The sequence below is a fragment of the Bradyrhizobium sp. AUGA SZCCT0177 genome (assembly GCF_018130125.1).
In the GTDB taxonomy this organism is placed as follows: domain Bacteria; phylum Pseudomonadota; class Alphaproteobacteria; order Rhizobiales; family Xanthobacteraceae; genus Bradyrhizobium.
Map to the genome: position 1 here is coordinate 97,260 of NZ_JAFCMA010000015.1, position 13,285 is coordinate 110,544.

Annotated in this window: 11 protein-coding genes; 9 read left to right on the top strand and 2 right to left on the bottom strand. The window is 62.3% G+C overall.

Going from position 1 to position 13,285, the window contains the following annotated elements:
* Positions 1 to 143: 143 nt before the first annotated feature.
* From JQ597_RS19020 to JQ597_RS19035, 4 genes are all read left to right on the top strand, one after another.
* On the top strand, positions 144 to 917 hold the full coding sequence (locus JQ597_RS19020) for a ferredoxin--NADP reductase (protein ID WP_212265754.1): 774 nt from the start codon (positions 144 to 146) through the stop codon (positions 915 to 917).
* A gap of 253 nt (positions 918 to 1,170) precedes the next feature.
* Positions 1,171 to 2,043, top strand: coding sequence for a patatin-like phospholipase family protein (locus tag JQ597_RS19025; RefSeq protein ID WP_212265755.1), 873 nt, complete (start codon positions 1,171 to 1,173; stop codon positions 2,041 to 2,043).
* Positions 2,044 to 2,244: 201 nt separating this feature from the next.
* The gene (locus tag JQ597_RS19030) at positions 2,245 to 3,876 is read left to right on the top strand and encodes an FMN-binding glutamate synthase family protein (protein WP_212265756.1); all 1,632 of its coding nucleotides are present in this window, start codon (positions 2,245 to 2,247) and stop codon (positions 3,874 to 3,876) included.
* A 238-nt stretch (positions 3,877 to 4,114) separates the two neighbouring features.
* Positions 4,115 to 5,422 (top strand): hemolysin family protein, encoded by a 1,308-nt coding sequence (locus tag JQ597_RS19035; RefSeq protein ID WP_212265757.1) that lies wholly within the window; start codon positions 4,115 to 4,117, stop codon positions 5,420 to 5,422.
* Between the two features lie 32 nt (positions 5,423 to 5,454).
* On the opposite strand, the gene JQ597_RS19040 is transcribed toward JQ597_RS19035, so the two are convergent.
* Entirely contained in the window at positions 5,455 to 7,455 is a 2,001-nt protein-coding gene (locus JQ597_RS19040) for a carbohydrate porin (protein ID WP_212265822.1), read from the bottom strand.
* Between the two features lie 483 nt (positions 7,456 to 7,938).
* The gene (locus JQ597_RS19045; protein ID WP_212265758.1) at positions 7,939 to 8,760 is read right to left on the bottom strand and encodes a creatininase family protein; all 822 of its coding nucleotides are present in this window, start codon (positions 8,758 to 8,760) and stop codon (positions 7,939 to 7,941) included.
* 135 nt (positions 8,761 to 8,895) lie between these two features.
* Here JQ597_RS19045 and JQ597_RS19050 point away from each other — a divergent pair, with 135 nt between their 5' ends.
* From JQ597_RS19050 to JQ597_RS19070, 5 genes are read left to right on the top strand one after another with little or no spacing between them, the layout of a single operon-like run.
* Positions 8,896 to 9,915: an ABC transporter substrate-binding protein gene (locus JQ597_RS19050; protein WP_212265759.1), complete on the top strand. Its 1,020-nt coding sequence runs from the start codon at positions 8,896 to 8,898 to the stop codon at positions 9,913 to 9,915.
* 5 nt (positions 9,916 to 9,920) lie between these two features.
* Entirely contained in the window at positions 9,921 to 10,721 is an 801-nt protein-coding gene (locus tag JQ597_RS19055; RefSeq protein ID WP_212265760.1) for an ABC transporter ATP-binding protein, read from the top strand.
* On the top strand, positions 10,718 to 11,506 hold the full coding sequence (locus JQ597_RS19060) for an ABC transporter permease (RefSeq protein ID WP_212265761.1): 789 nt from the start codon (positions 10,718 to 10,720) through the stop codon (positions 11,504 to 11,506). The genes JQ597_RS19055 and JQ597_RS19060 overlap by 4 nt, the downstream gene beginning before the upstream one ends.
* Positions 11,506 to 12,495, top strand: coding sequence for a 2-hydroxyacid dehydrogenase (locus JQ597_RS19065; protein ID WP_212265762.1), 990 nt, complete (start codon positions 11,506 to 11,508; stop codon positions 12,493 to 12,495). Before JQ597_RS19060 ends, JQ597_RS19065 begins: the two co-directional genes overlap by 1 nt.
* The gene (locus JQ597_RS19070) at positions 12,495 to 13,214 is read left to right on the top strand and encodes an AprI/Inh family metalloprotease inhibitor (RefSeq protein WP_212265763.1); all 720 of its coding nucleotides are present in this window, start codon (positions 12,495 to 12,497) and stop codon (positions 13,212 to 13,214) included. The genes JQ597_RS19065 and JQ597_RS19070 overlap by 1 nt, the downstream gene beginning before the upstream one ends.
* Positions 13,215 to 13,285 lie beyond the last annotated feature (71 nt).

A 13,285-nucleotide genomic window follows, 5' to 3' on the forward strand; every position in this document is an offset into this window, starting at 1 on the left:
TTGTACGCCAATTGATCTTGACTATCTCTGTCATTGGCGCAATTGAAGCGACAAATCGCCAATGATTTCGGGGGGTTTTCGTCGTTTCGAGACCCGAAAAACCGGATTGTTCTACACCAAGACGTCAGGAAAAACGAAAACACATGAGCGCGTTCTATAGAGAGAAAGTTCTTTCTGTCCGTCATTGGACCGATACACTTTTCAGCTTCACCGCCACCCGCGATTCCGGCTTCCGTTTCCAGAATGGGCAGTTCGCGATGATCGGCCTCGAGGTCGAGGGCCGTCCGCTGCTGCGTGCCTACAGCATGGCGAGCGCCAATCACGAGGAGGAACTCGAGTTCTTCTCGATCAAGGTCGCGGACGGGCCGCTGACCTCGAAGCTGCAGAAGATCCGCGAAGGCGACACGATCCTGGTCGGCCGCAAGGCGACGGGAACGCTGATCACCGACAATCTGATTCCGGGCAAGCGCCTGCTGCTGCTGTCGACCGGCACCGGGCTCGCGCCGTTCGCGAGCCTGATCAAGGACCCTGATGTCTATGAGCGCTATGAAACCATTGTTCTGGTTCATGGCTGCCGGCAGGTTTCCGAACTCGCTTATGGCGAGGAACTGGTCGCGAAGCTGCGCGACGACGAATTGTTCGGACCGCTATTGTCCGAGAAGCTGCTGTATTATCCGACCGTGACCCGCGAGCCGTTCCGCAACCGGGGCCGCATCACCGACCTGATCACCTCGGAACAGCTGTTCAACGACATCCACCAGCCGCCGCTCGATATCGCGACCGACCGCATCATGATGTGCGGCAGCCCGGGCATGCTGGAAGAACTGCGCCAGCTGTTCGAGACGCGCGACTTCCTCGAAGGCAGCCACAACCAGCCCGGTCACTTCGTGATCGAAAAGGCGTTTGTGGAACGCTGAGGTTTCCATCGGTTGCCGTCCCCGCGAACGCGGGGACCCATAACCACCGGCCTCGTGGTTATGGCGAGCTGTTGCTCCAGTTGTTCCTCACAACCCAGATCGGTGGCTATGGGTCCCGGATCGCGCTTCGCTTGTCCGGGACGACGTGGGGATAGAGCGTCGCGCCCCCAGTAGCCCATCCCCTTCCCCCACTGCTATAATCCTCCCAACGCCTTGCGGCCTGTGCCGACGCGGCGATCGGGGAGTTCACGTGTTGTCGGTACGCGATCAGATCGGCCCGGTGAAGACCGCCTTTGTGTTCGCCGGCGGCGGCAGCTTTGGCGCCATCCAGGTCGGCATGTTGCATTCGCTCGCCGCCCACGGAATTTCCGCCGATATGGTGGTCGGCTCCAGCGTCGGCGCCCTCAACGGCGCCTTCTATGCCGGCGATCCGACGCTCAAGGGCGTGGAGCGGCTGGGCGACATCTGGCGCGGACTAACGCGGCATGACGTGTTTCCGATGAATTGGCGCACGGTGCTGAGCTTTCTGTGGCGCCGCGATTTCCTGATTTCCCACGACGGCATCCGCAAGCTGATCGACGACCACATTCCCTATCGCAATCTGCAGGACGCCAAGGTGCCGGTGCATATCGTCACCACCGACATCATTTCCGGCGACAGCGTTGTGCTGTCGGAAGGCTCGACCTCGGAGGCGATCGTCGCTTCGACCGCGATCCCCGGCGCTTTCGCGCCGATCCCCTACAAGAATTACTATCTCGCCGATGGTGCGATCTCCAGCAACACGCCGATCCAGGTCGCCGTTCAGAAAGGCGCCAAACGGCTGATCATCCTGCCGACCGGGCACGCCTGCGCCACGCAGGCACCTCCCGTCGGCGCGGTCGCCAATGCGCTGCACGCGCTGACGCTGCTGATCGCGCGACAATTGGTCATTGAGCTGGAGGGCCTCGACCCCGGCATCGAATATTTCGTGGTGCCGCCGCTGTGCCCGCTGGTGGGATCACCTTACGATTTTTCGCGCACCGCCGATCACATCGACCGCGCGATTGCCACGACAGATGCGTGGCTGGCCCACCATGGCCCGCAACAGGGCAAGATTCCCGGGGAAATGCGGCTGCACAGCCACTGAGACACGACGGTTACGCTGCACTGCAAAAGCAGCTTCCGATCAATTGATTCAACCACCGCCGGCTTCGGCAAATCTTTTGCGATCCCCTGTTCACGTCCGTGACGGCTAGGCCGTATATCGTATGGTGCTTATTCCAATGGTTGGATTAAGCTACTGGCGAACAAGAATATTCCGCAAGAATATTCCGGCTGAGGGGATGTCATGGAAACGCTGTTGATGCCGTTCTCGCCACGCTACATCGTGCTGACGATCTGCGCGGTCGTCACGGCACTGCTGATCGGCATCGGCATCTTCGATCAAAATTTGAAGGTGTGGGAAATATTGCTGATTCCCATCGTGGTCTTCGGCGGGCTTACCCTTCTCGGCATTCGCGACCTCACGCAAGAGAGCCACGCAGTGCTGCGGAATTATCCGATCTCCGCGCATATCCGTTTTCTGCTGGAGGAGATCCGGCCGGAGATGCGGCAGTATTTCTTCGAGAGCGAGAAGGACGGCATGCCGTTCTCCCGCGATACCCGCGCGCTGGTCTATCAGCGCGCCAAGATGCAGCTCGACAAGCGGCCGTTCGGCACCCAGGAAGACGTCTATCGCGACGGTTATGAATGGATGCATCATTCGATGGCGCCGAAGGCTCGCGCCGTCGAGCAGTTTCGCGTCACCATCGGCGGTCCGGATTGCACCAAGCCGTATTCGGCCTCGGTGTTCAACATTTCGGCGATGAGTTTTGGCGCGCTTAGTCCAAATGCCGTACGCGCGTTGAATGCAGGCGCCAGGAAAGGCGACTTCGCGCATGACACCGGCGAGGGCGGCGTCAGTCCCTACCACCGGGAGAACGGCGGCGACATCATCTGGGAAATCGGATCCGGCTATTTCGGTTGCCGCAACCGCGACGGCAGCTTCAATCCCGAATTGTTCGCGCGCATTGCTTCCGACGACCAGATCAAGATGGTCGAACTCAAGATCAGCCAGGGCGCCAAGCCCGGACACGGCGGCGTGTTGCCGGCGGCCAAGGTCTCGGAAGAGATTTCAAAGATCCGGGGCGTGCCGATGGGCGAAGATTGCATCTCGCCGGCCACTCACCGCGCGTTTTCGACGCCGCTCGAAATGATGACCTTCATCGGTGAAATGCGGCGGTTGTCCGGCGGCAAGCCTGCGGGCTTCAAGCTGTGCATCGGCCACCCCTGGGAGTTCCTGGCCATCTGCAAGGCGATGCTGCAGACCGGGATCTACCCTGATTTCATCGTGGTCGACGGCAATGAAGGCGGCACCGGCGCAGCACCGCTGGAATTCATGGACCATCTGGGCATGCCGATGCGCGAGGGTGTCAATTTCGTCCATAATGCGCTGGTCGGCATCAATGCCCGCGACCGCATCCGCATTGGTGCCGCCGGCAAGATTGCGACCGCCTTCGACATGGCGCGCGCGATGGCGATCGGCGCCGACTGGTGCAATTCGGCGCGCGGCTTCATGTTCGCGCTGGGCTGCATCCAGTCGCTGAGCTGCCATACCGACCGTTGTCCGACGGGGGTGACCACCCAGGACCCGCTCCGCGCCCGCGCGTTGGTGGTGCCACTCAAGAGCGAGCGGGTCTACAGCTACCATCACGCCACCCTGCACGCCCTGTCCGAACTTCTCGCCGCCGCTGGCCTCGACCATCCGCAGCAGCTACGGCCGATCCACTTCTCGCAGCGATCCTCCACGAACGACACATTGACGTTCGCGAAACTTTATCCGCCGTTGCGCCCGGGCGAGCTGATCGACGGCACCAGCGACCCACGCTTCCGCGACGCCTGGGATATGGCCCGGGCGGATTCGTTCCGGCCGGTGGGGTGAGGGTACTACTCGTGTCGTCCCTGCGAACGCAGGGACCCATACGCCGCGGCCCAACGGTTGAGCGACGGAGCTAAACACACCTCCCTTCAGCAACAACCGCCTGTGGTTATGGGTCCCTGCGTTCGCAGGGACGACGACGGAGATTGGCTTCGGGACGACAGCTATAACTCGCCGCAGGCCCGCTGCTCTGATAAAGCCTCTCTCCATGTTGGAATGACCACCCGTAAAAAGGGAGACAATGCTTTATCTGGAACTCGGGATCGTGACGGTCCTGATCATCACCAATGGCCTGCTTTCAATGTCGGAGCTTGCCATTGTCTCGTCGCGGCCGGCACGGCTCGCCGCGCTGGTCGAAAAGAACGTCACGGGTTCCCGTCGTGCACTTGCGCTGGCGTCTGATCCCGGCAAGTTCCTGTCGACGGTGCAGATCGGGATCACGCTGATCGGCGTGCTGTCAGGTGCGATTTCCGGCGCCACGCTGGGCCAGCGCCTGACCAGCCTGCTGGTCGAATCCGGATTGTCGAAAGGCCTGGCTGACGCGATGGGCGTCGGCGTCGTGGTGAGCGTCATCACCTACGCCTCACTCATCATTGGCGAACTGGTGCCCAAGCAAATCGCCCTGCGTGACCCGGAATCGGTGGCGGTGCGCGTGGCGCCCTACATGATGCTGCTCTCGAAAATTTCGTCGCCCCTGGTGTGGCTGCTGGACCGCTCGGGCAAGGGGCTGTTGTGGCTGCTCGGTCACCGCGGTGAAGCCGAAGAAAAGGTCAGCGAAGACGAAATCCGCACCCTGGTGGTCGAGGCCGAGAACGCCGGCGTGCTCGAGCCCGGCGAGAAGGAAATGATCGCGGGCGTCATGCGTCTCGGCGATCTTCCGGTCGGCGCCGTCATGACTCCCCGCCCGGAAGTCAGCATGATCAATCTGGCGGATACGCCTGACGTCATTTTCGCGGCGCTCGCCGGCCGCAACCATTCCCGTTTTGTGGTGTTCGACGGGGATCCGGATGCGGCGCTCGGCATTGTCCAGGCCAAGGACATGCTGGACAGCTATCTGTCTGGGCAAGCACCGGACATTCGGAAGCTGGTCCGGGATGCGCCGATCATTCCCGAATTCCTGGATGCCAGGGATGTCGTTGCCATCCTGCGCGACTCCGCGGTGCATATGGGATTGGTGCATGACGAATACGGCGTCTTCCAGGGCGTGGTAACCAGCGCCGATATTCTCGAATCGATCGTCGGTGGTTTTCATACGGAGGAGGGGCCTCCCGAAGCGGCGGTCGTGAAGCGGGATGACGGCTCCTACCTGATCTCGGGCTGGATGCCTGCCGTCGAATTTGCGAATTTGCTCCAGATCGTTCTGCCGTCGTCGCGGCAGTATCAGACCATGGCCGGTTTCCTGCTCCAGCAGTTCGGCGCAATTCCGACTGTCGGTGAGCAGGTCGAGGCGCAGGGTTGGCGCTTCGAGATCGTGGATCTCGACGGCCGGCGTATCGATAAGACATTGGCGACACGAATCGACGATGGGGCCGCCGACGAGCAGGCGTGATGGCGCGATGCCGATTTTTCTGACGTCGGGGCTCAGAACTCGCCGTGCAAACGGCCCGAGAAGATCGAGACCGGGCCACGGTCGCCATTATAGGCGGGGTTTGCGATCAGCTGATAGTCGGCGGTGAAGGTGAAGGTCTTGTCGAGCGCGAACGCGTAGTAGGTCTCGAAGATGCTTTCATTGCGGTAGTTGAGCCGGCCGTCGCCGATGAGGAGGCCGAGGCCGCCCGCCGCCAGGAAGTCGCGATGGTCAGATGAAAGTCCATTGACGGCGCCCCCGATGGCGAACGTGTCGTTTGGACGGCCCCAATAGCTGCCCTTGACCGACAACCCGGCGGAGACGCTGCGATCCACATCGGTGAAGGACAGGATTTCGTTGCGCCCGTCGTTCCAGCTCGCGCGAGCGAATATCCCGACATCCCTGATGATCTGCTGTTCGGCGTTGATGTAGAATCCGTACTTGGTGTTTTCGCGCCGGATGCCGACGATGACGTCGTTGATATCGAGCGTTGGGTCCGCCGCTGCTATCCCCAGCGCGTTTCGGTAGCTGCCGGTGTTGCCGCGATTGCCGAAAATGCCGAGCCGGAGCTTGCCGGGCTGATCGAAGATCGTGTGACGTTCCTCGAATTCAACCACCGCGCCGCCGGACTTGAACACGAGGACGTCGCTGTTGGGCGCGTTGGGGACCTGGAACAGGCCGGCCCGGATCGCCCAGTCCTTGCGGTTGAGTTCGACCACCGCGCCGCGGGTGAAGCCTGGAAGGTCGGCAGGGAAGTCGTAAGCCGCGGCCGACCACATCGCCCAGTTCATGAAGTCGACGCGGGGATCCTTGGCGTAGGAATTGCCGTCGAAATAGTCGCCGACCGCAAAACGGCCGACCGTGACCGTGACGCGGTCGATGTCGCGCTTGCCCGCGAGTTGCATCGGAGCGTCGGCGACATCTTCCTGTTCGCCGCCGAGGCCGAAGGTCTGGCGAAAGACGTAGCGCTGCGGACGATATTTTGGATAGGGCGCGCCACCTTTCTGGGCCTCACCGTTGGGAAAGCCTGCAAGGCCCAGCGTGCTGTTGAGGCCAAAACCCTGCGCCAGTTCGGGGTTGAAATAGAACTCGCCGCCCTGCCACAGCCGCCAGCCAATGAATGCATCCGCAGTCCATGTCTGGCGGCCCTGGCCGCCGCCCGGAAGACTGTTGGTGCCCTCATAGGGCGAGCGCATGCGGGGATAGGCTTGCGCGATGACCGTGGTCTGCCCGTGTACGTTCCAGTTTTTCGGCTCGGCAAGCGCGGTGCGTCCATCGACCGGAGTGGGGCCCGCCCAGGGCGGCGTCTCCCACAGCCGGTAATTCAGTCCGAGCTTGATCAAGTGAATGTTGGGATCGACGTTGACGCGCGGCAATCCGACGTCGGTCAGGTCGTAGGTCCGCCGCGCCAGGTCGACGTAGTTGTATTCGGCCTTGGCGGTCCAGTTGCCGCCGACGGCCACCTCGATGCCCAGCCCGGCGGTCCAGCCGCCATGCGTGAGGTACCGCTTCGGCGGGATGATGATCCCGAGGTCGTTTAGGCTGACATGGGTGCTCCCCCATGCGAGGCCGCCCGTGACGTAAGGCATCCACGTTCCCATCGCGTAGCCGACCCGGCCGCGCGCGGTTGCGACATAATCAATGGTGGCGTCGAACGGAGCCGGCGCGAGCCGCGGAATGTCCACCGGGCTGCCGAACGATATGTCGGCCTCGATACCCAGCACCAGATTGTTGGCGAGTTGCCTGACATAACCGGCCTGGTAGCCGCCGGTCAGCCCCGTGACGCTGTGGGGAAGGAACACGCCCTGCAAGGGCTCGGTGTTGGTGCCCGGGCCGAGGCTGCCGCCGCCGTAGCCGACATGGCCGCCCACATAGAACCCGGTCCAGTTATAGACGGCCTTGAGCGCGGGCGCCTTGAGAGACAGATCGGCCGCCAGGACGGGACTGGCGAGCGTCATGGCGCCGACGGCGGCGCCAGCCAAAACATGCTGCAGGGATTGGCGGTACGAACCCATGGTGCGGCCTGTTCCAGCGCGAAGCGGGCTGCGGTCTCGCGCCATCACTGCAGATTTGAACGTCAGCCGCCACCCAAGAAATGAAGTCATCAACCCCGCCGCCCCCGGTCGGCTTCTTCCCGATTCGTCCGCTCAAAGCCAGATCGGGAAAACGCACCATACACCCCCAATCCCAGTTGCAATTAATTCGCAACAATAAGGCGATGGAGTCCGTCTTGGATGGCATTGCTACATGACAGTTTTGCAACAGCGGTGGCGCAGGGATGGTTGGCCCAAAAAAAAGTGACCCGCCCGGGGGGACAGCCGGGCGGGTCGGGTTCGGCACAGGGTGGATGAGGCGCCATGCCGGACACAGGAACCACGAGAGCAGCCGTAAGGCGGTCATCGTGGTCCGCACCCAGTTGGACGGAGCCATCCCGATTCCGGTTCGAACGAAGCTTCGGGAATCCGGACCTGAGATTATTCGGCAGTTAATACAGCCGCTTAGAGGATATAATCCGGCCCGCTCGCCAGCCTCTTCACGTCGAATTTATCGACCTCTTCAAGCAATTCGCAGAACGCGCGGGCGCCGTGATCGAGCAGCTTCTCGCCCTTTTCGGCGGAGGCCTGGGTAGCGTCCCCGACGGCGCCGCTGCCGTGCAGGTCCTGCGCCTGCCAGGCGAATGGCGCGGGCCGATGCGCCGACAGCCAGCGGTGATCCTTTTCCATCGCGATGCTGCTCGGGCGAAAATCGATGATCGCCTCCTGGCGCACGGTTTGCGGATATCGCGCCAGCATGATCGAGGTCTCAATCGCGCCGCCATGGATGCCGTGACGCAGTTCTTCCGCCGGGAACAGTCCGTCCGGGACGCCGAAGCGCGACCAGCTGGTGGTGACCACGAGCAGTCCATGTTGTGCGCGAAGATCCTGCGCGACCAGCGTCATCGCCGCGCTGTTGCCGCCATGGCTCGTCACCATTACGAGCTTCCTGACGCCGGCGCGCGCGACGCTTTCGCCAAGCGCCATCCAGCTCTTCAGCGCGATTTCAGTGGGTAGCGTCAGTGTGCCCGGATAGTCGATATGCTCGGTGGAAATCCCGACCGGCTGCAGCGGCAGGAACGTGACCGGAACGCTCGCCGGCAGCAGCTCGCGGACCCGCGCCAGATAGGCCTCGCCGATCATGACGTCGGTGCCGAGAGGCAAATGCGGGCCGTGCTGTTCGGTTGCCGCCAGCGGCAGCACCGCGATCCAGCGCTCGGGGCCGCTGGCTGCGATATCGGGCCAGTGGATGTCGGTCCAGTTGCGGGGCGGAACAGGCGAAGTCATCGAGCCAAGCGTTTCTTTGAATGGATTTGCAGGGTAGTTTGTTAGTCAACCAGGGACGATATCTCCCTCCTTGGGGGCGTGATCCACGTCCACACCCTCCTTATCATGGGCCAGAACGATCGACGGAGTCCAACCATGAACCCGGCCTTTTTGCCGCGAACGTTAACCGCAGCCCTGTTAACGCTGGTGGCCGCGCTGGTGCCTGCGCGCGGGCAGACCCTCGATAAGGTCTCGTTTGGAACCAACTGGGTCGCGGAAGCCGAGCATGGCGGCTTTTTCCAGGCGGTCGCCGACGGCACCTACAAGAATTACGGGCTTGATGTCACCATCGTGCCGGGCGGCCCCAACACCAACAACCGCATGCTACTGATCGCCGGCAAGCTCGACTTCTTCATGAGCGCGAACACGCTGCAGTCCTTCGATGCGGTCACCAACAAGGTGCCGCTGGTGGCGGTCGCCGCCATCTTCCAGAAGGATCCGCAGGTCTTTCTGACCCACCCGGAATTCAAGATCAGCAAACTGGAGGATCTCAAACCGCTGACGCTGCTGGTGTCGAAGGAAGGCGTCGCAAGCTATTTCCAGTGGCTGAAGTCCGAGTATGGGTTTAGCGAGAGCAAGGTCAAACCCTACACCTTCAATTCGCAGCCTTTCATCGTGAACAAGCAAAGCGCGATGCAGGGGTATGTCACCTCCGAGCCGTACGCGGTCGAAAAGGCCGCCGGCTTCAAGCCGAACGTCGTGTTGCTGGCCGATTACGGCTTCAACGCCTATTCGACCCTGATCGAGACCCGCACCGAGATCGTCGACAAGAAGCCCGACCTGGTGCAGCGCTTCGTCGATGCGTCCATGATCGGCTGGTACAACTATCTCTACGGCGACAACACGCCGGGCAATGCCATGATCAAGAAGCTCAATCCGGAAATGACCGATGAACTGCTGAAATATTCCACGGCCAAGATGAAGGAATACGGCATCGTCGATTCCGGCGACGCCTTGAAGGACGGCATCGGCGCCATGACCGATGCCCGCGTCGCCAGCTTCTTCGACAAGATGGTGCGCGCCGGCGTGGTTCGCCGCGATATCGATTACCGCCAGGCCTATACGCTGCGCTTCATCAACAAGGGCGTCGGCCTCAATCTGCGGCCGAAGAACTAGGCGTGATGGCCGGACCCGCTTTGTCTGAAGCCGACGCGATGGCGGTGCGCCTTGGTGACGTCACCAAGGTCTATGACAACGGCGTGGCCGCGCTTGGACCGCTCGACCTCGACGTCAAGCGTGGCGAATTCGTCTCCTTGCTTGGTCCCTCCGGTTGCGGCAAATCCACCGCCTTGCGGCTGATTGCGGGACTGACCACGCCGAGTTCAGGTGTGGTCGGCGTTTCGCAACCCGCGAACGAAACCCGCGCGGGTCATGCGATCGGCTTTGTGTTTCAGGAGCCGACCCTGATGCCGTGGGCCAGCGTGCGGGACAATGTCCGGCTGCCGCTGAAGCTTGCCGGCATGCCGCCGACGGAAGCGGACAGGCGGATCAGCGAGGCGCTGGCGCAGGTGGCCCTGTCGGAGTTCGCCGCTGCATACCCGCGCGAATTGTCCGGCGGCATGAAGATGCGGGTATCGCTGGCGCGGGCGCTGGTCACCCGTCCGGATATCCTGCTGATGGACGAGCCGTTCGCCGCACTCGACGAGATCACGCGCTTCCGTCTCAACAACGATCTCCTGGAGCTGTGGCGCAAGCTGAATATGACGGTCATCTTCGTCACCCATTCGGTGTTCGAGTCGGTGTATCTGTCGCAGCGCGTTGTCGTGATGTCGTCACGGCCCGGGCGCGTCAGCGCCGAATTTCGTATCGACACGCCGGAGCCGCGGGTCGAGGACTTCCGGATGTCGGCCAGCTATGCCGCCTATTGCCGCGAGGTCTCACAAGCGCTGGTGCCCTCCTATTCGGGGCTAACAAGCGCATGAGTTCTTCACGGGATTTTGTTCGCTTTTTGCTACCCGTCGTGGTGCTCGCCGCCGGCATCGCGCTGTGGGAACTGGTGGTGCGCGTCAACGACATCCAGCCCTATGTGCTGCCGGGGCCGTCAGCGGTGTTCCAGACGCTGGTCGCGGACTGGCCGGTGCTGTCGGAATCCCTCGGCGTCACCTTGCTGACCACGCTGGAAGGCTTCGTCGCCGCCGCGATCGGCGGCGTCGCGTTGGCGCTGTTGTTCAATCAATCGAAATGGCTGGAATATTCGCTGTTTCCCTATGCGGTGATCCTGCAGGTCACGCCTGTGATCGCGATCGCACCATTGCTGCTGATCTATCTGCAACAACAGACTGCGGTGGTTGTTTGCGCCTGGATCGTCGCCTTCTTTCCGGTGCTGTCCAACACCACGCTCGGGCTCAATTCGGTGGACCGCAATCTGGCCGGCCTGTTCAGCCTCTATGGCGCGTCGCGGCTGCAGACGCTGCGGTACCTGAAATTGCCGGCAGCATTGCCCTATATTCTCGGTGGATTGCGGATCGCGGGCGGACTATCCCTGATTGGCGCCGTGGTCGCCGAAATCGCGGCCGGCACGGCGGGCGCAGGCTCGGGCCTTGCGTTCCGTATTGCCGAGTCCGGTTACCGTCTCAACATTCCCCGAATGTTCGCCGCTCTGCTGTTGCTCTCCGTCGCCGGGATTGTCATCTATGGCCTGCTGGCGCTAATTTCGCATCTGGTACTGCGGCGCTGGCATGAAAGCGCGCTTCGAAAGGAAAACTGATGGCTGCCGGGAATATTTCGTCCGAAAAGATCGATTTGCTGGTCTATGGGCCAATCAGGCCGATCCTCGAAAACGGCTTCTCCGACCAATATGTACTGCACAAGGCGGAGAGCCGGGCGGATCTCGAACGGTTGACGCCGGACGTGCTGGCCAAGACCCGCGGCATGGCGGTCACCTATCATTCGGTGCCGGCCGACGCCAAGGCGTTGTCGCATTTTCCCAAGCTCGAGATCATCGCCAGCTTCGGCGTTGGCTACGACCACGTCGATTGCAACTATTCGCGTGAACACAATGTGGTGGTCACCAACACGCCCGACGTGCTGACCGAAGAGGTCGCCGACGTCGCGATGGGTTTGTTGATCTCGACCTTGCGCGAATTCGTCAAGGCCGATCGCTATCTGCGTTCGGGCCTGTGGCAGACGCAGAATTATCCGCTCAGCGTCGGCTCGCTGCGCGACCGCAAGGTCGGCATCGTCGGCATGGGCCGCATCGGCCAGGCGATCGGCCGCCGGCTGGAGGCTTCGCTGGTGCCGGTCTCCTATCATTCGCGCAATCCGTCATCGGCCGTCTCTTACAAGCATTACCCCGACCTGATGGAAATGGCGAAGGCGGTCGACACGCTGATCGTGATCGTGCCGGGCGGCGCCTCTACCGCGAAGATGATCAATGCCCACGTCCTCAAGGCGCTTGGGCCGCGCGGTGTATTGATCAACGTGGCGCGCGGCTCGGTCGTCGACGAAGAGGCGCTGGTCGCGGCGCTGAAGTCGGGGACGATCCTGGCGGCGGGGCTCGACGTGTTTGCCAACGAGCCGAGCGTGCCGGACGACTTGAAAGCCATGCAAAATGTCGTGCTGCTGCCACATATCGGCTCAGCCTCGGTGGTAACGCGCAATGCGATGGATCAGCTCGTGGTCGATAACATCAAGAACTGGTTTGCCGGCAAGGCGCCGCTGACGCCTGTGCCGGAAACACCGGTGAAGGGGCGCTGATGCAAGCTGGCTGCCGCCCGGGCGTCGCAGTCGCCGCGTTATCGGCGCTGCTCGCCGTTCTGCTTGACCCTGGATCGCCGGCGCGGTCGCAGGCGGCTCCAGGCCTGCAGAAAGAGATGGTCGGCCAGTGGGAGCTCGCAACCACCGAACGCAGCAAGACCTGCGTCGTCACGCTCAAATCCGATACGACGCCGCAGGGCATGAAGCTCGAACTCGAGCCGAGCTGCGCGGCGGCGCTGCCCTTCACCAAGGATATCACCGCCTGGAATATCAAGGGCCTCGGCGACATCGTGCGGCTGCAGGACGCCGCCGGCCAGCCGGTGATCGACTTCACCGAAGTCGAGAGCGGCATTTTCGAAGGGCTGCGGACCGGCGAAGGCGTCTACATCCTGCAGAATCTGGCGGCCGCCCGCTCGCTCGCCAAATCGATGGACCAGATGATCGGCGACTGGTCGATGGTGCGCGGCAATGGCAAGGCCATCTGCGGCCTGACCCTCACCAACACCGAGGCAACAGGCGACAATTTCCAGGTGTTTTTGAAGCCGCGCTGCGATCCCGCGGTGGCTGCGTTCGCGCCTAACCAGTGGCGGCTCGATCACGGCCGGATGATATTGATGTCGGCCAGCGGCCAGACCTGGCAGTTCGAGGCCGACGACAATGCGCAATGGCGGCGGGTGCCCGACAGCGCCGATCCCCTGATTATGATCCGGGGGCAGTAGGCACCATCCGCCGGCCCCGACGACAGGAGGGTCCGGCGGAACCTTTTCGCTGTCGCCGCCTTTCTTCGAAC